The sequence below is a fragment of the Enterobacter sp. JH25 genome, assembly GCF_021725435.1.
GTDB classification, from domain to species: Bacteria; Pseudomonadota; Gammaproteobacteria; order Enterobacterales; family Enterobacteriaceae; genus Enterobacter; species Enterobacter intestinihominis.
In genome coordinates this window covers 2,300,819-2,326,751 of the sequence record NZ_CP091319.1, presented here as the reverse complement: position 1 = coordinate 2,326,751, position 25,933 = coordinate 2,300,819, and the positions used below count along the sequence as shown (strand labels likewise).

25 protein-coding genes are annotated in these 25,933 nt (G+C 55.6%); 8 read left to right on the top strand and 17 right to left on the bottom strand.

The window, feature by feature from the left end:
- Nucleotides 1-75 precede the first annotated feature (75 nt).
- Nucleotides 76-1,251: an MFS transporter AraJ gene (gene araJ / locus L2Y28_RS11230; RefSeq protein WP_022648202.1), complete on the top strand. Its 1,176-nt coding sequence runs from the start codon at nucleotides 76-78 to the stop codon at nucleotides 1,249-1,251.
- A 39-nt stretch (nucleotides 1,252-1,290) separates the two neighbouring features.
- Here the strand turns inward: araJ and L2Y28_RS11225 are convergent, their stop codons facing one another.
- A complete protein-coding gene (locus L2Y28_RS11225; protein WP_022648201.1) occupies nucleotides 1,291-2,493 on the bottom strand; it encodes an NAD(P)/FAD-dependent oxidoreductase in 1,203 nt (400 codons plus the stop codon).
- 130 nt (nucleotides 2,494-2,623) lie between these two features.
- On the opposite strand from L2Y28_RS11225, the gene L2Y28_RS11220 reads away from it, so the two are divergent.
- Nucleotides 2,624-3,133 carry an Rrf2 family transcriptional regulator gene (locus tag L2Y28_RS11220; protein WP_022648200.1) on the top strand — a complete coding sequence of 170 codons (510 nt, stop codon included), beginning with the start codon at nucleotides 2,624-2,626 and terminating at the stop codon, nucleotides 3,131-3,133.
- Between the two features lie 39 nt (nucleotides 3,134-3,172).
- Here the strand turns inward: L2Y28_RS11220 and adhP are convergent, their stop codons facing one another.
- From adhP to L2Y28_RS11175, 9 genes are all read right to left on the bottom strand, one after another.
- Entirely contained in the window at nucleotides 3,173-4,183 is a 1,011-nt protein-coding gene (gene adhP, locus L2Y28_RS11215) for an alcohol dehydrogenase AdhP (protein ID WP_022648199.1), read from the bottom strand.
- Nucleotides 4,184-4,388: 205 nt separating this feature from the next.
- Nucleotides 4,389-6,098 carry an ABC-F family ATP-binding cassette domain-containing protein gene (locus L2Y28_RS11210; RefSeq protein WP_022648198.1) on the bottom strand — a complete coding sequence of 570 codons (1,710 nt, stop codon included), beginning with the start codon at nucleotides 6,096-6,098 and terminating at the stop codon, nucleotides 4,389-4,391.
- A gap of 586 nt (nucleotides 6,099-6,684) precedes the next feature.
- Nucleotides 6,685-7,167, bottom strand: a complete 483-nt coding sequence (locus tag L2Y28_RS11205; RefSeq protein ID WP_022648196.1) for a DUF2778 domain-containing protein — start codon at nucleotides 7,165-7,167, stop codon at nucleotides 6,685-6,687.
- 50 nt (nucleotides 7,168-7,217) lie between these two features.
- Entirely contained in the window at nucleotides 7,218-7,649 is a 432-nt protein-coding gene (locus tag L2Y28_RS11200; protein ID WP_022648195.1) for a type VI secretion system tube protein TssD, read from the bottom strand.
- Between the two features lie 300 nt (nucleotides 7,650-7,949).
- Nucleotides 7,950-9,647: an NAD-dependent malic enzyme gene (locus tag L2Y28_RS11195; RefSeq protein ID WP_236919593.1), complete on the bottom strand. Its 1,698-nt coding sequence runs from the start codon at nucleotides 9,645-9,647 to the stop codon at nucleotides 7,950-7,952.
- Between the two features lie 176 nt (nucleotides 9,648-9,823).
- A complete protein-coding gene (gene sra, locus L2Y28_RS11190; protein WP_022648193.1) occupies nucleotides 9,824-9,961 on the bottom strand; it encodes a stationary-phase-induced ribosome-associated protein in 138 nt (45 codons plus the stop codon).
- Nucleotides 9,962-10,056: 95 nt separating this feature from the next.
- Entirely contained in the window at nucleotides 10,057-10,272 is a 216-nt protein-coding gene (bdm, locus tag L2Y28_RS11185; RefSeq protein ID WP_022648192.1) for a biofilm-dependent modulation protein, read from the bottom strand.
- A 140-nt stretch (nucleotides 10,273-10,412) separates the two neighbouring features.
- The gene (locus L2Y28_RS11180; RefSeq protein ID WP_022648191.1) at nucleotides 10,413-10,934 is read right to left on the bottom strand and encodes a VOC family protein; all 522 of its coding nucleotides are present in this window, start codon (nucleotides 10,932-10,934) and stop codon (nucleotides 10,413-10,415) included.
- Between the two features lie 51 nt (nucleotides 10,935-10,985).
- Nucleotides 10,986-11,837 carry a Vmh family MBL fold metallo-hydrolase gene (locus tag L2Y28_RS11175; protein ID WP_022648190.1) on the bottom strand — a complete coding sequence of 284 codons (852 nt, stop codon included), beginning with the start codon at nucleotides 11,835-11,837 and terminating at the stop codon, nucleotides 10,986-10,988.
- Nucleotides 11,838-11,948: 111 nt separating this feature from the next.
- Here L2Y28_RS11175 and L2Y28_RS11170 point away from each other — a divergent pair, with 111 nt between their 5' ends.
- Both L2Y28_RS11170 and L2Y28_RS11165 read left to right on the top strand, forming a co-directional pair.
- A complete protein-coding gene (locus L2Y28_RS11170) occupies nucleotides 11,949-12,836 on the top strand; it encodes a LysR family transcriptional regulator (protein ID WP_022648189.1) in 888 nt (295 codons plus the stop codon).
- Nucleotides 12,837-12,905: 69 nt separating this feature from the next.
- Nucleotides 12,906-13,334 (top strand): OsmC family protein, encoded by a 429-nt coding sequence (locus L2Y28_RS11165; protein ID WP_022648188.1) that lies wholly within the window; start codon nucleotides 12,906-12,908, stop codon nucleotides 13,332-13,334.
- A gap of 30 nt (nucleotides 13,335-13,364) precedes the next feature.
- Here the strand turns inward: L2Y28_RS11165 and L2Y28_RS11160 are convergent, their stop codons facing one another.
- From L2Y28_RS11160 to L2Y28_RS11130, 7 genes are read right to left on the bottom strand one after another with little or no spacing between them, the layout of a single operon-like run.
- Nucleotides 13,365-14,291 carry an ABC transporter ATP-binding protein gene (locus tag L2Y28_RS11160; protein WP_022648187.1) on the bottom strand — a complete coding sequence of 309 codons (927 nt, stop codon included), beginning with the start codon at nucleotides 14,289-14,291 and terminating at the stop codon, nucleotides 13,365-13,367.
- Nucleotides 14,284-15,270: an ABC transporter ATP-binding protein gene (locus tag L2Y28_RS11155; RefSeq protein WP_236919592.1), complete on the bottom strand. Its 987-nt coding sequence runs from the start codon at nucleotides 15,268-15,270 to the stop codon at nucleotides 14,284-14,286. Before L2Y28_RS11155 ends, L2Y28_RS11160 begins: the two co-directional genes overlap by 8 nt.
- Entirely contained in the window at nucleotides 15,267-16,163 is an 897-nt protein-coding gene (gene ddpC, locus L2Y28_RS11150; protein WP_022648185.1) for a D,D-dipeptide ABC transporter permease, read from the bottom strand. Before ddpC ends, L2Y28_RS11155 begins: the two co-directional genes overlap by 4 nt.
- A complete protein-coding gene (locus tag L2Y28_RS11145) occupies nucleotides 16,160-17,182 on the bottom strand; it encodes an ABC transporter permease (protein ID WP_022648184.1) in 1,023 nt (340 codons plus the stop codon). The genes ddpC and L2Y28_RS11145 overlap by 4 nt, the downstream gene beginning before the upstream one ends.
- A 23-nt stretch (nucleotides 17,183-17,205) precedes the next feature.
- Nucleotides 17,206-18,738 carry an ABC transporter substrate-binding protein gene (locus L2Y28_RS11140; protein WP_022648183.1) on the bottom strand — a complete coding sequence of 511 codons (1,533 nt, stop codon included), beginning with the start codon at nucleotides 18,736-18,738 and terminating at the stop codon, nucleotides 17,206-17,208.
- A gap of 15 nt (nucleotides 18,739-18,753) precedes the next feature.
- Nucleotides 18,754-19,326: a D-alanyl-D-alanine dipeptidase gene (gene ddpX / locus L2Y28_RS11135; protein ID WP_022648182.1), complete on the bottom strand. Its 573-nt coding sequence runs from the start codon at nucleotides 19,324-19,326 to the stop codon at nucleotides 18,754-18,756.
- 12 nt (nucleotides 19,327-19,338) lie between these two features.
- Complete coding sequence (locus L2Y28_RS11130; RefSeq protein ID WP_022648181.1) at nucleotides 19,339-20,193, bottom strand: MurR/RpiR family transcriptional regulator; 855 nt, start codon at nucleotides 20,191-20,193, stop codon at nucleotides 19,339-19,341.
- 267 nt (nucleotides 20,194-20,460) lie between these two features.
- Here L2Y28_RS11130 and L2Y28_RS11125 point away from each other — a divergent pair, with 267 nt between their 5' ends.
- The 4 genes from L2Y28_RS11125 to L2Y28_RS11110 all read left to right on the top strand — a co-directional run bounded on the left by L2Y28_RS11125 (nucleotide 20,461) and on the right by L2Y28_RS11110 (nucleotide 25,909).
- The gene (locus tag L2Y28_RS11125; protein WP_022648180.1) at nucleotides 20,461-21,957 is read left to right on the top strand and encodes a carboxylesterase; all 1,497 of its coding nucleotides are present in this window, start codon (nucleotides 20,461-20,463) and stop codon (nucleotides 21,955-21,957) included.
- Between the two features lie 66 nt (nucleotides 21,958-22,023).
- The gene (locus L2Y28_RS11120) at nucleotides 22,024-23,235 is read left to right on the top strand and encodes a diguanylate phosphodiesterase (RefSeq protein WP_022648179.1); all 1,212 of its coding nucleotides are present in this window, start codon (nucleotides 22,024-22,026) and stop codon (nucleotides 23,233-23,235) included.
- An 88-nt stretch (nucleotides 23,236-23,323) separates the two neighbouring features.
- On the top strand, nucleotides 23,324-24,220 hold the full coding sequence (locus tag L2Y28_RS11115) for an aminoimidazole riboside kinase (RefSeq protein WP_022648178.1): 897 nt from the start codon (nucleotides 23,324-23,326) through the stop codon (nucleotides 24,218-24,220).
- Between the two features lie 171 nt (nucleotides 24,221-24,391).
- Complete coding sequence (locus L2Y28_RS11110; protein ID WP_022648177.1) at nucleotides 24,392-25,909, top strand: carbohydrate porin; 1,518 nt, start codon at nucleotides 24,392-24,394, stop codon at nucleotides 25,907-25,909.
- Nucleotides 25,910-25,933 lie beyond the last annotated feature (24 nt).

The window sequence follows — 25,933 nt, the reverse complement described above, 5'->3', positions numbered from 1 at the left end:
AGCTGATTTGAACTGGTTCACCATACAAGTTTAATCAATAATGCACGCTGCGTATTTTTTAACAGTGGTCGCGGTATGAAAAAAACAATTTTTTCGTTAGCACTGGCTACCTTTGGCCTGGGGATGGCTGAATTTGGCATCATGGGCGTGCTGACAGAACTGGCTCATGATACGGGCATTTCGATTCCCTCCGCCGGAAATATGATTTCGTTTTACGCTTTTGGCGTAGTGATCGGCGCGCCGATTGTGGCGCTGTTCTCCAGTAAATTTTCGCTGAAAACAACGCTGCTGTTTCTGGTGGCGATGTGCGTCGTCGGTAACGCGCTCTTTACCTTCTCTGACACCTACATGGGGCTGGCGGCGGGGCGCTTAATCTCTGGTTTCCCGCATGGCGCGATTTTCGGTGTGGGGGCGATAATCCTGTCAAAAATTGCGCCACCGGGTAAGGTGACGGTTGCTGTAGCAGGGATGATTGCCGGGATGACCGTTGCCAATTTGCTTGGCGTCCCGCTCGGGACCTGGCTGGGACATGAATTTAACTGGCGTTACACCTTCTTTTTGATTGCCGTCTTTGATGCGCTGGTGATCCTCTCTGTTCTGCTGTGGGTGCCAGACATTCACGACACGACAACCACCCGGCTGACAGAACAATTCCACTTCCTGAAAAAACCGGAACCGTGGCTAATTTTTGCCGCAACGATGTTTGGCAATGCCGGGGTGTTTGCCTGGTTTAGCTTCGTGAAGCCGTTTATGGTCAACGTGTCAGGCTTTTCCGAGGGCGTCATGACCGCGATCATGATGCTGATGGGGCTGGGCATGGTGCTGGGTAATGTCTTCAGCGGCAAGCTGTCGTCGCGCTTTAGCCCGCTGCGCATTGCTGCCACCACCGACATGGTGATTGTGGCTTCGCTGCTGTTACTGTTCGCGTTTGGCGAGCTTAAAACAGCTTCACTGGTAATGGGATTTGTTTGCTGCGCCGGGCTGTTTGCGCTCTCTGCGCCGCTGCAAATACTGCTGCTGCAAAATGCGAAAGGCGGCGAGATGCTGGGCGCCGCAGGCGGGCAAATGGCGTTTAACCTCGGCAGCGCAATAGGCGCGTATTTCGGTGGAATGATGATTACGCTCGGCTTTAGCTGGAGCTATGTCACGCTTCCGGCAGTGATCTTATCCTTCTCAGCAATGACCTCTCTGTTGATGTACGGTTTTTTATGTGCCAAAAAGCGTCAGGCCAACGCAGGAGCGCTGGCCTGATTTCACGCTTTGCCCGCTGGTCGCGGGCACAGGAGGGGACTACACGAATTTCGCCAGCGGGTCAGCGGCGGCAAATGCGACTGCTTTGTCTGCTGCTGGCGGGTAAATCAGTTCGTTGGTGATGGCGACTTTGATCTTTTTGCCTTCCTCGCGCACGGATTTAACACGCTGTTCCCAGCCCTCGGTGTACACCGCGCCCCAGCCACCCAGATCCAGACAGGTGACGTAATTCACCTGACGGTAAGGGTACGGCTCCAGATTTAACAGGCTGGCAGCTGCGTTATGTCCGGCGAATTTCCCCAGCTGGATCGCGTGCTGGCAGGTCATCAGTGCCGTGTTGCCCGCATCGTCCGTTTTGGCGTGCGCCATATCACCCGTCGCGTAAACCTCCGGATGCGCAGGGATCTGCAACGTGTCGGTGACGATAAGGCGTCCCTGAGTGTCGCGTTCCCCGTCAATTTGCAGACTGAGGGGGTTAGCTTCTACCCCTGCCGTCCACACTACAGTCGCGCTGGCAATGCGCTCTCCGTTTTTCAGCGTCACGCCGCTGGCATCAATAGCTTCAATTTCACTGTTTAAACGCCATTCAACGTCCAGCGCGTTGCTTGCTTCTTCAATGGTGTTACGCAGCGCTTCGCTGTAACGCCCGCCAATGGTTTCACCCCTTTCAACTACGATTACTTTAGTCTTTGTATTTACACCGAAGCGGGTGCGAAGACGAGCAGGGAGTTCCGTTGCCAGCTCAATGCCGGTAAAACCGCCGCCACACACGACCACGGTATTGCGTTCTGGGGTGGAGGGGCGCGAAACCAGCGAATCAAGATGTTGCTCGAACAACCTGGCGGAGTCGAGTTGGTCGATATCAAATGCGTATTCAGTCAGACCGGCAATCGGCGGACGTTTAGTCTGGCTACCGGTTGCGAGGATCAGACGTTCCCAGTTGACTTCGGCAATGGCGCCGTTTGAATCGCGATACAAAACGGTTTTAGAAGAGGTATCAATACGTTGTGCTTCGCCCGAAATAAAGGCAATACCCAGTTCAGCAAACAGTTCGGTCAGTGGCGCGACCATCGTCGACACGTTCTCTTCATAAAAACGTGGACGAACGCGCAGTTCCGGCACCGGGGCCAGCACGGCAATGCTGAGGCTATTATTACCTTCCAGAGCAGAAAGACGCGCGGCGCTGACCGCAGCCCACATACCGGAAAACCCACTACCCACAATTAAAATCTGCTTTTTCATACTCGATCCTTTTGTTCGTCAGGCTGTGTGTCTGACATAACTGCCACTATACTTGTCGGAGTTAACTGCGACAACTTCTTTCTGAGTTAAAATTCGTTATAATGCAGCGAACAATGACCCGGAGTGAGCCATGGCGTTTTACAGTTCTGGTGTGGAATATGGCATTCATAGCCTGATGTGTATGGTGGATGCAAAAGGCAATGAGCGTGAGATGAGCGTCCGGGAGATGGCGGCCTTGCAGGGCGTACCGTACGACTATCTTGGGAAGATTTTCACTCGTTTGTCACGCGCGGGGCTGGTTATCAGCACCGAAGGCAAGGGGGGAGGATTCCGGCTGGCGCGTCCGGCAGAGCTGATCAGCGTGCTGGACGTGGCGCACGCCATCGACGGCGATAAGAATATGTTCGAATGTCGGGAAGTGCGTCAGCGCCTGGCGGTATTTGATGAAACGCCACCGGCCTGGGTCTGTGACGGACCGTGCGGGGTGCGATCGGTTATGGACAGCGCGCAGCAGCGGATGGAAGAGGAGTTAGGACGCCATACCATCCTGGATCTGGCGCGGAAGATGTATCGAAAAGCGCCGGACACGTTCCAGATCGAGGTTCAGGAGTGGATTTCCGATCGCCGTTCGTCTACGTGACAGGCCGGGCAGGGCAAACCCGCTACCCGGCCACCGCGGTTAAGAACGTAAATCAATCACCATACGGCCACGGATCTGGCCCTGTTCCATCTCTTTAAAGATGGCGTTGATATCTTCCAGTGGGCGCAGCGTGACTTTCGGAACCACCTTACCTTCAGCCGCAAACTGGAAGGCTTCGAGCAGATCCTGACGAGTACCCACCAGAGAGCCCACCACCTGAATCCCATCCAGGACCAGACGTGGAATATCCAGGCTCATCGCTTCCGGCGGCAGGCCAACAGCCACCACGCGGCCTCCGGCGCGAACTGCATCAACGGCAGAGTTGAAGGCCGCTTTCGCTACCGCCGTCACCACTGCCGCATGTGCGCCGCCGGTTTTCTCCTGAATCACTTTTGCCGCATCTTCACTGCGGGAGTTCACGGTTAAGTCTGCGCCCATGCTGGCAGCGAGCTTCAACTGCTCGTCATTCACGTCAATGGCGATAACTTTCGCATTAAAGACATTTTTGGCGTATTGCAGTGCGAGGTTGCCCAGACCGCCCAGGCCATAGATCGCAATCCACTGGCCGGGTTTGATCTCAGAGACTTTTACCGCTTTGTAGGTGGTGACACCGGCGCAGGTGATGCTGCTGGCCGCCGCAGAGTCCAGCCCCTCCGGGACTTTAACCGCGTAATCCGCGGTCACGATGCACTCTTCCGCCATGCCGCCGTCGACGGAGTAACCCGCGTTTTTTACGTCACGGCACAGAGTTTCGTTGCCGGTATTACAATATTCACAGTGGCCACAGCCTTCGAAGAACCACGCCACGCTTGCACGATCGCCAACTTTCAGTGACGTGACGCCCGGACCAATTTCTTTGACAATACCAATCCCTTCATGGCCGAGGATCACCCCGGTCTTGTCGCCAAAATCGCCATTTTTAACATGGAGATCGGTATGGCACACGCCACAGCACTCCATCTTCAGCAGCGCTTCACCATGTTTGAGCGCGCGTAAGGTTTTCTCTGTAACGTTAACCTGATGATCCTGAGTGACAACAGCAGCCTTCATGTGTTTCTCCTTTTACTAATGAGTATCTGCATAGCAGGTGTAATACCCATTAAGGATTAATACTTTGGCGCTGTATTGCAAGGCAACCGCAACATAATGTCATCAATTAATTCAGTTTCAGATTAAGAATACGGTGATCCTCTAATAATCAGTAGGGGAAAACGCTAACGTAAAAAACCCGGCGTAATGACCGCCGGGTACAGATTTATAGTTGGGCTTCTATCTCCTCAATCTCTCTTCGCCATTGCGCCTGCAACTGCGGTTTTTGGTGTTTTGGCTTGCGCGCCAAATCCTCTTCCAGCAGCGTTTCCAGGGCAACCAGGCGTTCGAGCAGATCGTCAGACGCTGAAGGTGGTGCCTTCGATGCAGTCTTCGATGCCCCAGGCACCACCGGACCGGTGCCCGCACGCAGGCGCTCAAACACCGCCTCCGCATCGTGCCATTCGCTAAGCCTGCCGTCCTCAATCAGCCAGTAGCGGTTACAGCTCTGGCTAATTAACTGACGATCGTGGCTCACCAGCAGCACTCCGCCTTCAAACTTTTGCAGTGTTTCCGCCAGCGCCTCTTTGCCTTCCATGTCCAGGTGGTTGGTTGGCTCATCCAGCATCAGAAGGCTATAGCGAGCAAGCGTCAGGCCGATGAACAGCAGGCGCGAACGTTCCCCACCGCTCAGCGTACTGACTTTTTGTCCGTGTCGCGCCCACGGGAACCCGGCACTGATGAGGGCCATTTTACGGGTCTGCGGATCTGGCGCGAAAGGCTCCAGCGCGTCAAAGATTGTTGCCTCCTCCGAAAGCTGATTCAGCGTCTGATCGTAATAGCCTGGCGACACGCGAGGATGAAGTTTCAGGCCAGTCTCTGAAGGTTCACCTGTGAAATGCCGCCAGATAAGCTTCATCAGTGATGATTTGCCGCAGCCATTACGCCCGACGATAGCCACGCGATCGCCACTTCTAAGCCGCGCAATGTCGACGTGAAACAGCTCAGACAGGCCAGGCTCAGGCGCTACGCTTAGGTTTTCCATCTCCAGTAGCCGGTCTGCCCGCAGGGCGTCACCGCGCAGGGTTAATGTCCACGGACTGCCTGCGGTGAGCTCTGTCTGACTCTCCTTAAGCCGTTCGACCTGCTTTTCCATCTGTTTGGCTTTGCGGGCCAGATCTTCGTTATCGTAGACCTTGCCCCAGGTGGCCAGCCGTCTGGCACTGGCGGTTACGCGGTCAATCTCCTTTTGCTCCGCCTTATGCCGCAGCGCATCACTTTCGTCTTTGGCTACCAGCGCCTGACGCGCGGCGGTGCAGGGAAGGGCGAAGTAGTGCAACATCTTATCGCGCAGGATCCAGCTGCCGTTGGTGACGGCATCCAATAGTTGCCTGTCGTGTGAGACCAGCACAAAGCTGCCGGACCAGTTCTGTAAAAACTGTTCCAGCCAGAGCAGGGTCGGCAAATCGAGGTGGTTACTCGGTTCGTCCAGCAGTAACAGATCCGGATCGCCGATCAGCGCCCGCGCCAGCAGAAGACGCGTGTGCTGCCCGCCGCTCAGCGTTGCCGACGTTAAGGCCATGTCCTGCGGTGTAAAGCCCATACCCGCCAGCAGCGTTTCAGCTTTCCAGTGCAGACTCTCGCGTTCAGTCGCGGGCAGTTGCGCCAGCACGGCATCCAGCATGGTCAGGGGATAAATGGCTTCTGGCAGGTGTTGCTCAACGCGCGCCATCAGACAGTATCCGGCCAATGCGACGGTTCCGGCAGCAGGGGAGTCTGTGCCGTCCAACACCTTCAGCAACGTACTTTTGCCGCAGCCGTTGTCGCCCAGCAGGCCAATACGGTCGCCTTTTTTCAGCGTAAAGGAGAGGGAGTCGAATAGCGTGCCAAACGCCGTATCAACACGTAAAGATTGTGCAGTGAGTAAAGTGCTCATTGTTGCTTACCCAAGAGTTACAGGCATGTTTATGCCTCGTCAAACATCGCTGACGATAACTCAGTAAGCCCGAGAGAAGGGATTTCAGGGGTTGGTGTCTTCGCTCAAGCGGAAGTTATCGCAGCACGATACCGATAACGCTTGAGCTGGTGCGATCACCAAATGTATGTGAAACATTGAAAATTTCACAGTACAGCATAATTGGCCTCCTTATAAGTTAAGTGATTATTAGTAACCATCACTATACAACATTTTCATAGAATGAACATACTACTGCGGCAAAAAGCGATATCTTCGGTTGCGGATACAGAACTAAGCGCGTGATGTGATAAAAGGAAGGGCAGCGTCGCTGCCCAGAATCATCTTTTTCGTATAAGCAAATACAGGGATAGCGTGATTACAGACGCAATGAATATGGCCATGCCGAAGAAAACATACAAAACAAAATCCATTATCCTTTCGTCGCCATATATTCCAAAAAGCTCCACAAAATCGTACTGCGTTTCTGGTGGAACAATCTTGTAGAGTGTGAATATTGATAGAAACACGGCTATACACCACAACAACACAAGGAATGCCGCCTTCATTAATAGACCTGCACAACGCCATGTGCAATCATGTAGTTTCCCAATTGCTGCCCTCCAGTTCGAAGTAAGGCTGATGCCAGAATCTTAAAATCGCTCTGACTATAAAGTGTAATACAACCCTTACTTATGCCAGATGGCCCGATAGGGTGTAACCGGAATTCACCTCGCCTTACGCCTTTCACAAAAGTCTCATCATTTATCAATCCGTCATCGCGATATAATGCAAACCATTCGTTCCGATTCGAACCGGTGAAAAATGCGTTAACACTATCCTTAGTTTGAGTATACCAACCCCCTAATCCACGTAAAAGTATGTAATAGCGACCAGGTGGGAGTGGGCCGATATCAGGTATATTTGCGCTTTCTGCACGGTTCGTCGCGTCACCATTCCCTGAAAATGCAGGAAAAAAGCCAACTCCGGGCACAGACAAAGTAGCGTACGTACCTCCGTTGAGGTGGAAAAAGCACTGTAGGAGATTCATGATCTGTCATTCCAGGAATCAGCAAAGATGATATTACCGTCACAGTGTCGTCATGTGATCTTCTCGTAACGGAGGGAAATATTTTCTAAATGATTATGTTTTTCCATTGCTGCATTTTTTACGTCATGCATCACCGGGCATATTGAGACCACTTTAACGTTCTCAAGGAACATGTTGAAGTATTCGACCTCTTGACCAGCATCATTGATTTTGTACCACTTAAACTCGGCACTTTTTAGCGTTTGGCCTTTTGCTACAGCCTTGTATAAGTAAGGGCTGGAACTGTCGAACTCCTTTTCAAAAACCAGAGCGCTATGCATGCGCGTACCCGTGATTTTTCCTGTCATATTATCTGTCGGTAGATGCAGTCCATGACCGAATCCTAATACTTCAATACTGCCCTCGCGATATTGCACATCAACCGCGCCTTTGATATCTGCGCCGCCGTCATCTTTCAGCCATAGATATGCTGGGATTGCCATTTCAAAACTCCTTTTTCAATAAATGAATTTAGTGATGCAAAACGTTACTAAACGCTTAAGAAAAACTATTTGTTAGGCAAGAAGTGTTATGTAAAATTTATATATTTTAAAAGGATATAGATTTTTGATTAGGTATGCATTTTTCAAATGATCGATCCTGCTGCATTTGAAAGCCAAATTATCATGAGTGACTTTCAACAAAGCATTTATAGGCAGGATTAAGGGAATTAGAGGAAAAAGGGAGAAGGGACTTCACGTTCCCTCTCCCTTGTGAAGAGAGGGAACGTTCAAAACTCCGATTTAAATCGAAGTACGACGATAGCTACGGTATTCCGGCATCCAGAAGTTATCATCAATCGCCTGCTGCAACGCATCGGCAGAGGTTTTCACCGCGACGCCTTGCTGCTGCGCCATTTTGCCTACCGCGAAGGCAATTGCGCGGGACACTTTGTGAATGTCTTTCAGCTCCGGCAGTACCAGGCCTTCACCGTTATTCACCAGCGGAGAGTGACCTGCCAGCGTTTCGCTCGCGGACATCAGCATTTCGTCGGTGATGCGGGACGCGCCGGAGGCGATAACTCCCAGACCAATACCCGGGAAGATATAGGAGTTATTGCACTGCGCGATGGGGTAGAGTTTGTCCTTCCACACCACCGGATCAAACGGACTGCCGGTTGAGACCAGTGCCTTACCTTCGGTCCATGCGATGATGTCCTGCGGCGTTGCCTCCACGCGTGAAGTCGGGTTAGATAGCGGCATCACGATAGGGCGTTCGCAGTGCTTGTGCATCTCGCGAATAATCTCTTCCGTGAAGAGGCCGGTCTGCCCGGACACGCCGATCAGAATGTCCGGCTTCACGTTGCGCACCACGTCAAGAAGCGAGAGCACTTCGTTATCCGTATCCCAGTTTTTCAGGTTTTCGCGCTTCTGCACCAGTTTGGTCTGGAACGGGAGCAGGTTTGGCATGCCGTCGGTCAGCAGGCCAAAACGGTCCACCATAAAGACGCGGGAGCGGGCCAGCTCTTCGCTTAAGCCTTCGCGCTGGGTCTGGGCAATAATTTGCTCGGCGATGCCGCAGCCCGCGGAGCCTGCACCCAGGAAGACAATTTTCTGATAGCTGAGCTGGCTGCCTGCCGCACGGCTCGCAGCAATCAGCGTACCGACGGTCACTGCCGCAGTGCCCTGAATGTCATCGTTGAACGAGCAGATCTCATCGCGGTAGCGGTTCAGCAGCGGCATGGCGTTTTTCTGTGCGAAGTCTTCGAACTGCAACAGCACGTCAGGCCAGCGGTGCTTCACGGCCTGGATGAAATCATCCACAAACTGATAGTACTCGTCGTCGGTAATGCGCGGGTGACGCCAGCCCATGTACAGCGGATCGTTCAACAGTTGCTGGTTATTGGTCCCCACGTCAAGTACCACCGGCAGGGTGTAGGCCGGGCTGATCCCGCCGCAGGCGGTATACAGCGAGAGCTTACCGATGGGGATCCCCATCCCGCCAATGCCCTGGTCACCGAGGCCCAGAATACGTTCGCCATCGGTCACCACGATTACCTTGATGTTGTGGTTAGGCACGTTTTGCAGAATGTCATCCATGTTGTGACGGTTCTGATAAGAGATGAACACACCGCGGGAACGACGGTAGATCTCTGAGAAGCGTTCACACGCCGCGCCGACGGTGGGGGTGTAAATGACGGGCATCATCTCTTCAAGATGGTTCTGCACGAGGCGGTAGAAGAGGGTTTCGTTGGTGTCCTGAATATTACGCAGGTAGATGTGTTTATCGATTTCGGTTTTAAAGCCCTGATACTGGATCCAGGCACGTTCTGCCTGTTCTTCAATGGTTTCAACCACTTCAGGCAGCAGGCCCAGCAGGTTAAAGCTGCTGCGCTCTTCCATGCTAAAGGCGCTGCCTTTGTTCAGAAGGGGGAACTCCAGTAAAACCGGACCGGCGTAAGGAATATAAAGGGAACGATGTTTTTTCAGTTTGTTGTCCATGTCACTCACTCTTTTTAAGAAGATCCGTCCCTGACACTGCTGTTTGTCATCTTTCTGGCCTGTGCTACGGGGTGCGGTCGGTTGGTATTATAAAGGAGCTGAATATTAATTACCGCAACACATAAACAAAAACACCATCGGGATTACCGATGGTGTTGTGAATATCGTGCCGGAACTTACTTGCCGGAAGGGCGTTTTCTGCCGGTAGCGTGGGTAACCTGCGTTTCGTTACCCTCCTCAATAACCACTTTACGCTGGTTAGAGAGCTTGTAGTTCAGTCCCAGTATATGGCGTGCCTGACGGTTCGATTTCATGTTAACTCCTCAATCCTGTTGATAGTTTTAAGGACAAGCTTGCTTACGCAAACGAAATGTAACCCCTTAGGTTGCAGATCCAGCTTAGCAGGTTTTTACAGAGGTGCGTTTCGCCCACTAACCACATAGTTGATGGTTTGCTGGTAGATGTCACTGAGGATGTCATTGTCCGTGGCTTCCACCCACTTGGTCAGTTCCATCAAAATGTCATCTTCAGTAACAACACCGTGCTCGGCGTGAAGACCTTGTGCGATCGCGTTAACAAGTTCCGGTTGTGCTGCTGTGGTATGTGCCGGGTAATAAGTAAACATGCTGCCTCCGTGTCGTTGTCTGTTTAATGTTACGGCGTGCAAAATCGTAATTCACATTCAGATTGGCAAATATTTTTGCCGTTGTGGTTCAGATTCGTCCTGGAATTAAAAATAACATCTCCCGTAGCACAGAAATAAACTCAGGGTTTCCAGCGGCGTAAATTTGTCGTTTTTTCATAAGGCATGGGCGTCGGCCAGGAGATCAATTCCACAATGCTGCCCCAGGGGGTTTGACCATAGCAGAAAGCATTGCCTTCACCTTGCTCATCCGGAAAGCTAAGCGGCTTCGGCGCGGTGAACATCTCGCCGCCGGCGGCGGTGAAAGCCGCGATGGCACTATCAAAATCATCAACATAAACAGCAAAATGCTGAAGTCCAAAGTCGCTGGCGCGAGCGGGCATTCCCTGTTCAGGGCCATGCATTTCGAAAAGTTCTATGCCGGGTCCGTGCGGCATAACAAGCATGCGAATGGCATGAATTTTAGTGCCGGGAAATAATTTTAAGGTGTGTTGCTGGGCGGGCTGATCGATATTATCGGTTTCTGCATCGACAGAATGATATAAAACCTGTGCGCCGAAAGCGCGTTCAAAAAATTGGGTGGCTTTTTCAATGTCGGGCACCGTAATACCGATATGGTCAATACCTCTTACTGACGATGTCATAGTAAACTCCTGCTATAAAAAATTTAAATATAGCAGGAGATAGTCAGCTTATTACCAATTCATTTCGCCGGTATTCACTTTGGCACTCAGTTCCAGCGAACTTTCTTCCGCAAGGTTCGGCCACTGTTTTTTCATCGCGTTGATGACGCCAGTTGATTCTTTATGCGTCGTGAGGGCCTGTTCAAACTGCTGTAGATAGCGACGGGTAAAGTCGATAGCGCCGGTACCCGCTGGCGGTGTCCCAAGGTAGTGGCCCGGAATAACGCGTTCGGGCTTAAGGGCAGCCATGCTATCCAGCGTCTGCTGCCACTGTTTACGGCTTTCCGGCGTTTGGGTATCCGCCGTCCAGACGTGATTGCCCCATGAGACGCCCGTGCCGCCGAGGATGGTTTTGGCGGATGGGATCCAGACGTACGCCGCATAGCTTTCAGGCTCTTCAACGCTTACTCTCTCACCGTCAATCATAAAGGTGGTTGAGGCAAGCACTTGCGGCACGTAGAGCTGCGTCGGCGCGCCATCTTTCATCTGTGGCCCCCAGAAGGCGAGCTTCGCGTCTTTTGTGGCCCTGATATGGTCCACCACCTGTTGCGTGGCGACAACTTTGGCATTAGGGAAGGCTTTCATCAGCGGTTGCAGGCCGAAATAGAAATCCGGATCGCCGGAAGTGATCACGATTTTGTTCAGCGTTTTACCGCTGTGGCGAATTTTTTCTACCAGCGCTTCGCCATCTTTCACGCTGAACTGGGCGTCAAACAGTACCGCCTCTTTCGGGCCAGATACCAGCGTGGAAGAAACGGCAAAAATGCCTTTTTCCTGCGGGTTATACGTATCAACGGTCAACGGAGCGGCAAAGACGGCCGGAGTGAAAAGGGTTGTCAACAAAGCAAGGCGGGCGATAGTCATGGTCATGTCTCTGTTCTTCAGGAAAGTCTCTATTGTACGGATCTCTTCATTTGCCAGAATTCCTGAAACAGGAGATGCTTAGTTTCATAGATCGAGCAAATGGAGGTCAAAATGGATCGCGTTATTGCCGCCCAGGTGTACAACCGCATCTGTGAACTGGGGAGTTTAAGCGCGGCGGCGCGGGCGCTGGGGATCTCCCGTCCGATGGTGAGCCGTTATCTGGAGCAGATGGAGAAGTGGGCTGGGGGGCGGCTGGTTAACCGCTCCACCCGTAAGCTGACGCTGACGGCGGCGGGGGAGAAGGTCCTGCAAAAGACGCGCACGCTATCGCAAATTTCTCAGGAAATTGAAGATCAGTCAGTGAAGGATTTACCCTCAGGCACGCTTCGTGTCGCCTGCGCGCATTTTACCGCGATGCAGATTATCGCTCCGGTGCTGCCCGATCTGTTGCAGCGTTACCCTCAACTGCGCATTGAGCTGGATGTTAACAACCATCCGGTGAGCCTGGTGGGCGAGCGAATTGACGTGGCGATCCGCATTACCGATAACCCCGAACCGGGTATGATCGCTCGCCGGTTGGGAGAGTGTCGGTCCGTGCTTTGCGCCTCGCCGCACTACCTTGCAAGCCGGGGCGTTCCAGAGGAGCTGGAAGACTTAGCCCGGCACAACTGCCTGCATTACAGCTTTTTTGCCGGTCAGTCGTGGCGTTTTTTAACGCCGGCAGGGGAGCCGGTCACGACGGCGGTCAGCGGCAATCTCAGCGCCAGCATCTCATCTCTGCTGATGGAGGCGGCGATAAATCACTGTGGTATTGCCATGCTGCCCGAGCGCGAGGCCGACGCGGCGCTACGGCAGGGAAGCCTGGTGCCGGTGCTCAGCGCCTATACGCCAAAACCGATCGGCATTTTTGGTATTTATCAGTCGCGAGACTATCAGCCTGCGGCGCAGCGTGTGTTCCTCGACGCGCTGGCAAACCACCTTGCCACGCGATCGGACTAGTCTGTCTTCCCTGCAAAATAGATTATGCGTCCTATACTTATCCCTTTGTAAGCCAAAAGGAGAGCAAGAATGACGATTCATAAGCACGGTTCAGCACACTGGTCTGGCGACATCAAACGCGGCAAAGGGACGGTATCGACCGAAAGTGGCGTCCTTAACCAGCAACCTTACGGCTTTAACACCCGCTTCGAGGGCGAGAAAGGGACTAACCCGGAAGAGCTGATTGGCGCAGCGCACGCGGCATGTTTCTCTATGGCCCTGTCGCTAATGCTGGGCGAAGCGGGTTATACCGCCGATTCCATCGATACCACGGCGGATGTCTCGCTGGATAAAACCGACAGCGGTTTTGCCATCAGCAAAGTCGCGCTGCAAAGCAAGGTGACGGTACCGGGTATCGATCCGCAGCAGTTCGACGGCATTATCCAGAAAGCCAAGGCCGGTTGCCCGGTCTCGCAGCTGTTGAAAGCGGAAGTCACGCTGGATTACAAACTGAACTGATATCGGGCCGGGCGCATGCCCGGCTCATTTTTAACGGTTACGCCAGCAGCGCACGCTTCGGCTTGCGGAAGAGTGCTGGAGCTGTTGCGGCTGTTCACACCCCTGCGTCGCCAGCGAACAGCGGTCACGGAAATAGCACCCAACGGGCAGGTGGCGATTACCCGGAAGATCGGTTTTTCGCAACGCAAGATCCTCATCCAGCGGTTCTCCGGTCCGGGGAACGGAGTCAAGTAGCAGCTGCGTATAAGGATGGCGCGGCTGACCCAGCACCTGGTTCGCCGGACCCAGTTCCACGATTTGCCCCAGATACATTACCGCCACCCGGTCGCTCATGTGCCGGACCACCGAGACGTTGTGCGAGATCAGCACGTAGGTCAGATTTCGCTGCTGTTGCAGGGCAACCAGCAAATTGAGGATCTGTGCCTGGACGGAAATATCCAGCGCGCTGGTGGGTTCATCCAGCACGATGATGTCCGGATCCGAAGAGAGCGCCCGGGCAATAGCGACGCGCTGGCGCTGTCCGCCCGAAAACGCATGCGGCAGGCGGTCAAGATATTCCGCTCGAATCCCAACCTGCTGCGCCAGCGTTTCAGCCAACTGACGACGCTCCCGTTCGCTGCGACGTTGCTGTATCCACACCGGCTCGGTGATGGTGCGCCAGACGGGTAAACGCGGATCGAGGGACGAGAGCGGGTCCTGAAATACCATCTGCATACCACCCGCTGCATTCGCGCGCTGACAGGCCCCGGTACTCGGTTTGAGCATGCCCATCAGCAGCTGCGCCAGCGTGCTCTTTCCACAGCCGGATTCCCCCACAACGCCCAGCGTTTCGCCGCGATGGATCCGGAGATCCATGCCGTTAAGGGCGTGTACCTGTTCCGTCACGCGCCCCAGCCAGTTTTTGCGCGCAGGAAAATTCACATGCACGCTATCCAGTTCCAGCAGTACCTCAGACATGGCGTCTCTCCTGTTGTGGGTACCAGCAGGCAGCCTGCTGGCCTTCTGCGCTCGTGGAAATTAAGCGCGGCGTTTCGCTGCATTTCGCCCCGGCAGCAAAACAGCGTTCGCGAAAAGCACATCCGCGCGGGAGGTGGCTGAGGTTAGGTACCGTGCCGGGAATGGCCGGGAGGATCTCGCGCGGTTCACCATTTTCCGGGGCACACCGCAGCAGGCCAATCGAATAGGGGTGCACAGGATGGTGGATCAAGGTCTGCGTGCTGCCGCTTTCGATCACGCTGCCCGCGTACATAACGTACATCCGGTCACAAAGCTGCGACACCACCGCCATATCGTGACTGATAAACAGCACCGACGTTCCGCTGGCGCGCGCTTTATGTTTCAGCAGACGCAGCACCTGAAGCTGGACGGTCACATCCAGCGCGGTAGTGGGTTCATCAGCGATGATCAGCTCCGGCTCGCAGGAGAAGGCAAGGGCGATCATTACCCGCTGGCGCATACCGCCGGAAAGCTCAAACGGATAGCGATCCATTACCTGCGCCGCATCCGGGATTTGCATCTCGCCCAGCAGGGAGATCGCCTTCTGCCGCGCGTCGCGGCGGGAAAGCGACTGATGCTGGCGGATCACCTCCACCATCTGCCTGCCAATCCGGCGCGTGGGGTTAAGCGCCGTCATCGGCTCCTGAAAAATCATCGCCACCCTGGCGCCGCGCCACTGACGAAGCTGTTTTTCCGACGCGTTCAGCACATCTTCCCCGAGCAGCGTGACACGGCCATGGTGTACATGGTAACTGCCTTCCGGCAGCAGGCGCATCGCCAGCATCGCGGTGACCGATTTTCCCGAGCCGGATTCGCCCACCACGCCGACAATTTCACCCCGGCCAATCTCCAGCGAGACGTGGTTGAGCGCGTGGACGTCACCGCGAAAAATGGGGAAGCTCAGGTGCAAATCTTCAATCGATAATACGGAATCACTCATGACTGCTTCCCTCCTGATTTGGGATCCAGCAGGTCGCGAAGACCATCGCCAAACAGATTAAAGCCAACCGCCGTGATCAGAATTGCCGCCCCCGGAAACGCGCAGTACCACCACTGGTCAAGCACGTAGTTACGCCCCACGGCCACCATTGCCCCCCATTCGGCGGTCGGCTGCTGCGCGCCTAATCCAATAAAGCCCAGCGTGGCGGCCATCAGAATGGCGCTGCCGATATCCAGCGACGCTTGTACGATCAGCGGCGGCAGGGCGTTACGCAGGATATGCCAGCTGATCAGGTGCCAGCGCGATGCGCCAAAGGTGCGGGCGGCCAGCACGTAGGTGAACTGGCGCACCACCAGCGTTTGCCCGCGTGCCAGCCGCACGTAAAACGGAATGCGTACAATCGCAATCGCCAGCATCGCGTTAAACAGGCTTGGGCCGAGCGCGGCGGCCAGGGCCATCGTCAGCACCAGCGAGGGGATGGAGAGCATAATGTCCATGATGCGCATAATGATGGCGTCGCCGCGCCCGCCAAGTACGCCGGACAAACAGCCGAGCAGCGAACCGATGCCGCCCGCAATCACCACTACCGCCAGCCCCGCAGTGATGGACTGCTGGCTGCCCACCAGCACGCGGCTGAACAGATCCCGGCCCACCTCATCGGTGCCGAACCAGTGCTGGGCTGACGGTGCCTGCAAGCGCGCGGTCAGATCCAGCGCGTTCGGATCGTGCGGGACTATCCACGGCGAGACCACCATCATCAGCAGCATCACGATCATAATGACCCCGCCGATCAGCGTGAGCGGGCTTTTGCGTAACATCCAGAACAGCTTTGCCCAGTTGATGCGCTGTTTAGCGGTGCTGACAGGGACGGGCGTTTCCTGAGTTAACATCATTCGGCACCTCCGCGCCCGATTCGCGGGTCGATCCACAGATACAGCAGATCCACCACCAGATTAACGAAGACATAGGCCAGCGATACCACGACCGCGAAGCCCATGACGGCGGGGAAGTCCAGCGCCTGAATGGAGGTCACCACCCAGGCCCCCATTCCCGGCCAGGCAAACACGGTTTCGGTAAGGACGGCCCCGTACAGCAGATCGCCCAGCGCCAGCCCGAGCACGGTAATGGAGGGGATCATGGCATTGGGTAAGGCGTAGCGCAGGACGATGTACCAGCCCGGCAACCCGCTCGCGCGGGCGGTACGAATATAATCCTCGCTCAGTTGCTCCAGCATCGCGGAACGTACCTGACGCGCCACAATACCCAGATGCACAAAGGCCAGGGTCAGGGAGGGTAAAATCAGGTGCTGCAGGGCGTTGAAAAACACCTCGCCGTTGCCTTCCAGCAGAGCGTCCAGCAGATAAAAACCGGTAACGTGGGCGGGCGGATCGAGCCAGTCGTCCAGCCTGCCGCCGCCGGGCAGAATTTGCAGTTGCCCGTAGAACAGAACGATAACTCCCAGTCCCAGCCAGAAGGCAGGCGTCGAGATGCCCGTCATCGCCATCAGTCGCACCAGGTGATCCAGCCAGCGGTTACGGTACACCGCCGATAAAATGCCCAGCGGCACGCCAATCACCAGCGCCAGCAGCAGGGAGCAAAAGGCAAGCTCCAGCGTGGCGGGGAAAAAAGCTTTCAAATCTTCCACAACGGGGCGACCGGTGCGAATAGACGTGCCCAGATCGCCATGTGCCAGCGCCTCAACGTAGCGGCCAAACTGAATATAGAGTGGTTGATCCAGCCCCAGCTGCTGGCGGATGCCCTGCACGATTTCATCGCTGGCGCGATCACCGGCCAGCAGGCGGGCCGGATCGCCGGGGATCAGGTGTGAAATAATAAAAGTAATAATACAGACACCGGCTACCACCAGGATTAATCCCCAGCAGCGCTGGCGCACAATGCTCCAGAACGTCATACACTTCCCCCCGGCGTGGGCCGTTACTTACTCATGGTGGCGATGTTAAAGACCTGCTCAAGCATCGGATTAAAGGTGAAGCCTTTGACCTCTTTGTTCATCGCCAGCTGGTAGTTCTTCTGGAACAGATAAACGTAAGCCGCCTCGTCAATCACCACTTTCTGCGCCTGCTGGTAATCTTTGGTGCGTTCCGCCTGATCGGTGGTTTTCAGTGCCGCCTGCAACAGCGCATCGACCTCTTTGTTCTCATAGAATGAGCGGTTCCCCGGCAGCCCTTTTTTGTCCGATTCGAACCAGTAGTTCATGAACATGTACGGGTCAGCGAAGTCCGGGCTCCAGTTACCAATCGCAATGTCATAATCACCTTTGCCGACGCGGTCGCGCATGGTGGCGTTCGCCAGTTTCTCGAGCTTGACGTTAATCCCCAGCTTGCCCAGGCTCGCCTGCGTGGAGAGGGCGATAGGCTCCCAGTTCGGGTCGTTATCGGAATAGAGGAAAGTCAGGCTGGCAGGTTTATCTTTGACTTTCTCCAGCGCCGCTTTGGCTTTGGCCTCGTCAAAGCTGTACTGCATGGCGTTCGCATCGAAGCCCCACATGCCCTCCGGGATCGGGCCGCGCATCTGCTTGCCGTTCCCGCTGAGAATGCCTGCCACCATCCCCTGGTAATCGGTCGCCCAGGAGACCGCGCGGCGCAAATCCACCTGATTCATTGGAGGCTTACTGTTGTTCAGATAGAGGTAGGTCACCCGCAGGGACGGGTATTCCGCCACGGCCACTTTGCCTTCCTGCTTCAGAGCAGCAAGCTGATCCACCGGCAGGGCGTCGGCGATATCCAGATCGCCACGGGAAAGTTGCAGGCGACGCGAGGCGCTTTCACCGATAATCTTCACCGAGACGCGCTTAAAGTGCGGCTTTTCACCTGGCCAGTGTGGGTTGGGCACCATCACCAGCTGTTGACCTTTCCGCCAGCTTTTCAGCATAAACGGTCCGGAACCCGCGGTGTTTTGCGCCAGGAAACCGCGTGCGTCGTCGGCGGCATTGGCCTTCAGCACCGCCGGGTTGACGATCGACGCGCCGTCATTGGCCAGCGTGAAGAGGAACGGGGCAAACGGCTGGCTGAGGGTGAATTTCACCGTATGCTCATCCACCGTGTCCACTTTCAAATCTTTCGGGAACGCTTCGGAAGGTCCCTGGTTGATTTTAAGCAGACGTTCAAACGACAGCTTGACCGCTTCGGCGGTCACCGGCGTGCCGTCGGAGAATTTTGCATTATCTGCCAGGGTGAACGTCCACACTTTCTGGTCGTCTGACGCCTTCCAGCCCGTCGACAGATCGCCTTCCACCTCCGTGGTGCCAGGCTTGTATTTCACCAGACGCTGGTACGAGGGGTAGGTCACCGTCCAGTCGTTGTTATCGATAGTGACCGCCGGATCCAGCGTTTGCGGATCGGCAGCTTTCCCTATCACCAGCATATCTTTTGGCACCGCCGCCAGCGCGGGAAGGGCGCTCAGGGCGAGCGTAGCGGCAATCAGGGTTGTAAGCAGCGTTGTTTTCATGGCCGGGCTCCAGAATTACAGTGAGTGTGTGGTCGGATAACAGGCGAACTGGTCATCTAACAGCGGATAGCTGGCGGCGTTCGGCAGCTCGAAATGCCACCACTCGCTGCTGATGCCCACAAAACCGCCGCCGTACATAACGGCGTTCAGGAGCAGACGATTTCGCTGCGCCTCGGGCGGAACGGAAGGGTGCCAGGCATGAGAACGGTCGTGCATTTCGTCAAACCCGGCGCCCATATCCAGCACGTTGTCGTGTTCATCCATCAGCGTGACGTCAATGGCAGTGCCCCGGCTGTGGTTCGAGCCAATCGCGACATCCACCACGTATTCCGGATTGGGGCAGGCATCCCAGAGTTGCGCCTGTGCCTGCTGCGGGCGATAGGCGTCGTAGACCACCAGCTTCAGACCGGCCAGCGCGGCGATACTGATCGATTTCGCCAGCGCGGTGGCGGCATCAGTGTGCAGCAGGCACGCGGCGTGCTGATAGATCGGGCGGCCGGTAATGTTATCGGCGGTCGCGTATTTCAGATCGATATGCAGCGTAGGAAAAGTTTTCGCCACATCAATCAGTTGACTCTCTTCAGGCATAGCTCCGCTCCTTTAGCGTTCAAATTGACCAAATTCTTGTTGTAGTTGTCGGTTGATTGCCAGACGTTCCGGCAGCGCTTCCCCCAGCGCCTCCACGACGCCCGACAGCAGCAGGTTGAACAGACAGCTCACCGGCGCCAGCGAGTCCCAGAAATGGCCGGTATCGGTCTTCACCTGGAGTAAATCAATCGGGTAATCCCGCGCCCACGGGCACCAGATATCGGTGATCAGCGCCATCGCCAGTCCTTTTTCGCTCGCCACGAGGCAGTACTGGCGGGCAATGGCGGAGTAGGCGCGGGTATCGGTCAGCACGATATACGGGTTAGCAAAGCCGGAGTTAAGCGACTCCACCCAGCTACCGGAGAGCCCTTCGGAATAGCTTACCCGCGGGCGCAGATACTCCAGATGGCTGAAGAACGCATTGGCGATCCCGCGCGTGGACTGGATCCCCAGCACGAAGACGGCGTCGGCATGGGAAAGTTGCTGGACCACCTGCCTGAACGTTTCGCTTTGCGCCAGCTGGTAGACATGGGCAATGGCGTCCACCTCCAGCGACAGGGAGTGCTGAAGGCGATCCGACAGCGGCTGTTGCTGTTTCCAGGAGTCCAGCCGCTCGTTAATGCCCCAGGGCTGATGGGGATCGCGCAGGCTTTTTTTGGCGTCATCAAGGTTGCGATAGCCCAGCTTGCGCAGAAAGCGTCCGACGGTGATCCCGCTGGTGGCCGTGGCCAGCGCCACGCTCTCAGCCGTTTCAAAAGGGATCTGCCCGACGTGCGCCAGCATCCAGCTTGCCACCCGCTTTTCGCTCGGGGTGAGCTGGCTAAAGGTCGCTTCGATACGGCTCAACACCTCAGGTTTGGTCGTCATACCGCCTCGCTGTTAACTGGCTGTCAAAGGCCGGGTTTCTGTTATCAGATTAACAGTGCAGGACGCGTGCCATGTTCACATTGCGGCGAAAACGCGCTGTGCAGCAAAGTTAATGCAATATTTGTTTAACAGATGCTCAACATTTGTGCAGCGTAGTTCACTTTTGGTGCAGTGTCCGGCCTGAGCGGTATCTATTTGGTGAATACGACAGCCTCTTCACATTTTTTGGTAAGATGAAAGATCTGTGGATAAGAGAGGGAGCCTTACATGGCGAATTTGCCCTGGCGGGTCAGCGTGCGCCTGATGGCTCTCGCAAAAAAAATAGCGATGGTCATCGGGATCATTGTGTTCGTTCTGCTGGCGGTGCGGGTTTATCTTTCGCAGCAGGGGCCGGCCCTGCATCACTGGCATACCTGGCGGGCTGACGAAATGTCCGTGCAGGAGATGGATAACGCGACCTTCGCAGCCTATGTCGCGCGGGAAAACGCCATCTTCACCGCTCTTGATGCTGAGGTGACGGCGAAAGTCACCCCCGCAGAGCGCACGCCGCTGAACCGCTATTACCGTCAGAGCCTGGTGTGGCCAGGACACTTTACTCCGGATGCAAACCGGTCGTTTGTGCTGATGCCTGCCGGAAAGCCGCGCGGGGCGGTAGTGTTGTTGCACGGTCTGACGGATTCGCCCTACAGCGTCAGGCGTCTGGCCGTGAATTATCAAAAGCACGGCTTTGTGGCCGTAGTGCCTCGTTTGCCCGGACACGGCACGGCGCCGGGCGCGTTGACAGACGTTGACTGGGAGGCGTGGCTGGCAGCTACGCGCCTTGCGGTTCGTGAAGCAACACGCCTGACAGGGAACGATCTCCCCCTGCACCTGGTGGGCTATTCCAACGGCGGTGCGCTGGCGATGAAATACGCCCTCGACGCCCTTGATGCGCCTGAACTGCGTAAACCTCAGCAGATCGTTTTGCTCTCACCGATGATTGGCGTCACGGCGTTTGCGCGCTTTGCCGGATTCGCCGGGCTACCGGCTATGTTACCGGCGTTTGCCAAAGCCGCGTGGCTCAACATTTCGCCGGAATATAATCCTTATAAATACAATTCGTTCCCGGTGAATGCGGCACGTCAGTCCTGGCTGCTTACCCGGGCGCTGCATGAGCAGATAAACCGCGATGTTCATGATCACAAACTAACGCAGCTTCCGCCGGTACTGGCGTTTCAGTCGGTCATGGATTCAACGGTCAGTACCCGCGCCGTAGTCAGCGGGCTGTTTGACCAGCTTCCGGCAAATGGAAGCGAACTGGTGGTATTTGACATCAATCAGGCCGGGAGTTTCCGTCCACTGTTCAGGCCATCATCCTGGACGGCGGTGGCTGACCTGCTGCCCGAGGCGAAAAGACGTTACAGTGTCACAATCGTGACCAATGCCAGCCCTGACAGGTTTGATATGGTGGCAAAGACAACGCCTGCGGGCAGCACCCGGGAAACGGTGACGCCGCTGTCGGTCTCGTATCCGCAGGAAGTTTATTCCCTGTCGCATATTGCCATTCCGTTCCCGCCTGAAGACGATCTGTATGGCCGCCATCCTGAGGTGAAAAACCGCTATGGAATCAGTCTCGGGACGATAGCCCTGTGGGGAGAAACCTCAGTTCTGAGAGTCGGTAAAGATGCGTTAATGCGCGTAACGTCGAATCCTTTCTACGACTATATGCAGACGCGGATCGACAGCCGTCTCGGGGAGAATCAACCCCGAAGTGGAATAGACTAGGCCATCCCAGGGAACTATGTTAAACAGTACCGTTCAGGCGTATACCCCATACCGGACCCCGTTTCTGTGCTGACAACTCTCATTTATCGAAGCCAGCTGAGCTTAACCTGCACCTCCGCAGCGTTAAGCGCGCTGGTTGAAAAGGCCAGGATCCGTAATACGGAGCAGGGCATCTCAGGCATTCTTCTCTCCAGTGGACGTGACGTTCTGCAAATTCTCGAAGGCACGGAACAGAACGTCGTCGCGCTTTTTAACACCATCCGTGCGGACAACCGGCATACCGGCGTGGTGGAGCTGATGCGCGATTACGGTCCGCGCCGACGTTTCGAAGACGTGGGAATGCTGCTGTTTAACATGGACGTTCAGACCCCGAAAGCGGTTCTGGCATCGGTTCTGCATTACAGCAAGCTGGAAAGCTACCTGACTTCTGAGGATCGGGTCTTCAAATTTATTCAGACCTTTATCGCCGGCAAAACCGCTATCCCACCCGCTTCGGACTATGAGCCTGATAAATGGACGCTTTCGCGAGAGCGCGCGCCGTTTGGTAAAGGGTTAGGTCTGCTGGCGGGACAGCCCTGCCAGTTTGCGCTGCAACCCATTGTCGAGCCGTCCGAAGGCAAAATCAGTTCTCTCGAAGCGCTTATACGCGGAAACGACGGCGGCAGTCCGGAGCATTTTTTCCGTAGTCTCGATCGTGAAAAGATATACGAAGTCGATCTGCATACCAAAGCCTGGACCTTTGCGCTGGCGCAAAAGCTGGGCATCGGCAGCCACAAACTGGCGGTGAACCTGCTGCCAATGTCGCTGGTTAACGTGCCGGGTGCGGTAGAGTTCCTGGTAACGCAGATCAAAAAGCACGGTCTACAGCCAGAGCAGGTGGTCATTGAAGTCACTGAGAACGAGATGATATCCGGCTTTAACCAGTTTAACAGCGCCATTAAACAGCTACGGGCGGAAGGGGTTGGGCTGGCAATAGATGATTTTGGTTCCGGCTATGCCGGTCTGTCGCTGCTCACCCGGTTCCAGCCGGATAAGCTCAAAATCGACAGGGAGATCGTCAGCGATATTCACCAGAGCGGACCCAAGCAGGCGATTGTGAAGTCGATAATCAGCTGCTGCACCGATCTGGAGATTACGCTGGTCGCAGAAGGCATTGAGAAGGTAGAAGAGTGGTGCTGGCTTGAATCCGCCGGTATTCGCCGCTTCCAGGGCTTTTTGTTCGCCCGCCCGCAGCTCAATGGCGTGGGTGATATCCACTGGCCCCAACGGGTAGGTTAAGCAAATTTTCCCTCGCCATATTTCCCCGACACCCTGCCTGTGCTTAAATAGCTAAACCGGTTTAACATGATTTAGCTAAGAAGGTGATATGGAGACGATCTGGGTACTTGGCGATGCAGTGGTGGATCTGTTGCCCGACGGAGAGGGCAAACTGCTGCAATGTCCTGGCGGCGCACCGGCCAACGTTGCGGTAGGGGTAGCGCGTCTGGGAGGCAGAAGCGCCTTTATAGGCCGGGTGGGCGACGACCCCTTCGGGCGTTTTATGCAAAAAACGCTTGCGGATGAGCAGGTTAATACAGAATGGCTGCGCCTGGACCCGCAGCATCGCACCTCCACGGTGGTGGTGGATCTCGATAACGACGGGGAACGTTCATTTACCTTTATGGTTCGCCCGAGTGCTGATCTGTTCCTCGACTCTGCCGATCTCCCGCCATTCCGCGCCGGGGAGTGGCTGCACGTCTGCTCTATCGCGCTTAGCGCCGAACCCAGCCGTTCCGCGACGTTTCAGGCGATGGCCGCTATCAGACTGGCGGGGGGATTCGTCAGCTTTGACCCCAATATCCGCGCCGATCTCTGGCACGATGAAGTCGAGCTGCGCCAGTGTCTTGAGCGGGCATTAGCCTGTGCAGATGTGGTGAAAATCTCGGTGGAAGAGCTGGCGTTCTTGACCGGAAATGCGCAGGTCCATGAGGGGCTGGCGGCGCTGATGCGCACCTGTCCGGCCAGGCTGGTGCTGGTGACGCAGGGAAAAGAGGGCGTGACCGCCTGGCAGGGAGGCGCGTTGACGCACTATCCTGCATCACCCGTAGAATGCATTGATACCACCGGCGCGGGGGATGCTTTCGTCGCCGGGCTGCTGTTCGGTCTGGCACGTCATGGCCAGGCCCGTCTCTCAGAGGTCATCACGTTAGCGCAGCGCTGTGGGGCGCTGGCGACAACCGCAAAAGGGGCAATGACCGCGCTGCCTTATCATCACGAACTGTAATTCACCTCTCCAGGCCTCCGGTCGGCGGCCTGAATTGTCGCCTCGATCACACTTACTAAAACGGTTTAGCAAAAAACGTTGCCGATTCAAAATTCAACGGTTTAGTATCATCAGCCTAAACCGGTTTAGCAATTTAGCACTTTCACCGATAGTTATTAGGGATGCGACAAAATGTATAAAAAACGCAGACTTGCCGTAATGATAGGCATGCTGGCCGGGAGTACCTCTGTTTTTGCCCAGACGGATATGACACGTATCGAAGCGCGCCTGGCGGCGCTGGAGCAGCGTTTGCAGGAGGCGGAAACCCGCGCGCAGGTTGCTGAAAAGCGCGCCACGGCAGCGGAACAGAAAACACAGCAGCTGGTGGCTGCGCAGCAGGAAGCGAAAACCTCCACACAGGCGGTGGCGCAACGTACCACTGCGCTGGAAGAGAAAGCCGATCGGACAGGCGGTTTTGAATTTCACGGTTACGCCCGTTCCGGCCTGCTGATGAACGACGCGGCCTCCAGCAGCAAAAGCGGCCCTTATCTGACGCCCGCCGGGGAAACGGGTGGGGCCATCGGGCGACTGGGGAACGAAGCAGATACCTACGTTGAGCTAAATGTTGAGCACAAACAGACGCTGGAGAATGGCGCGACGACGCGCTTTAAGGCGATGCTGGCCGACGGTCAGAAAACCTATAACGACTGGTCGGCAGACAGCAGCGACCTGAACATTCGTCAGGCCTTTGCCGAGCTGGGCAATTTGCCGGACTTTACCGGCGCGCTGAAGGGCAGCACCTTCTGGGCGGGTAAGCGTTTTGACCGCGACAACTTCGACATTCACTGGCTGGATTCCGACGTGGTATTTCTCGCCGGGACCGGCGGCGGCGTCTACGACGTGAAGTGGAACGATACGCTGCACAGTAACTTCTCCCTTTATGGCCGTAACTTCGGCAGCGAAGAGGAGATCGACAACAACGTTCAGAACTACATCCTCAGCATGAATCACTTCGCCGGGCCGGTGCAGATGATGGTCAGCGGCTTACGGGCAAAAGATAATGACGACCGTAAGGACAGCAACGGCGATCCGATAAAAACCGACGCGGCCAATAACGGGGTGCATGCGCTGGTTGGTCTGCATAACGAGAGCTTCTACGGCCTGCGGGAAGGTTCTGCCAAAACGGCGCTGCTTTACGGCCACGGTCTGGGCGCCGAGGTGAAAAGCATTGGTTCAGACGGCGCGCTGCTGTCAGAAGCCGATACCTGGCGTTTTGCAAGTTACGGTGTCACGCCGCTGGGCGGTGGCTGGCACATTGCGCCCGCCGTGCTGGCGCAAAGCAGTAAGGACCGCTACGTGAAGGGCGACAGCTATGAGTGGGTCACGCTCAATACGCGTCTGATCAAAGAGGTGACCCAGAATTTCGCCCTCGCGTTCGAGGGCAGCTATCAATACATGGATTTAAACCCGGAAGGCTACAAGGATCGCAATGCGGTTAACGGTAGCTTCTACAAGCTGACCTTCGCCCCGACGTTAAAGGCGGGCAAGATTGGCGATTTCTTCAGCCGTCCGGAGCTGCGCCTGTTCGCCACCTGGATGGACTGGAGCAGCAAGCTGGATAACTACGCCAGCGATGACGCCTTTGGCAGCAGCGGCTTCAACGCGGGTGGGGAATGGAACTTTGGGGTGCAGATGGAAACCTGGTTTTAACCCTTCACGCTCCCGCATTGCGGG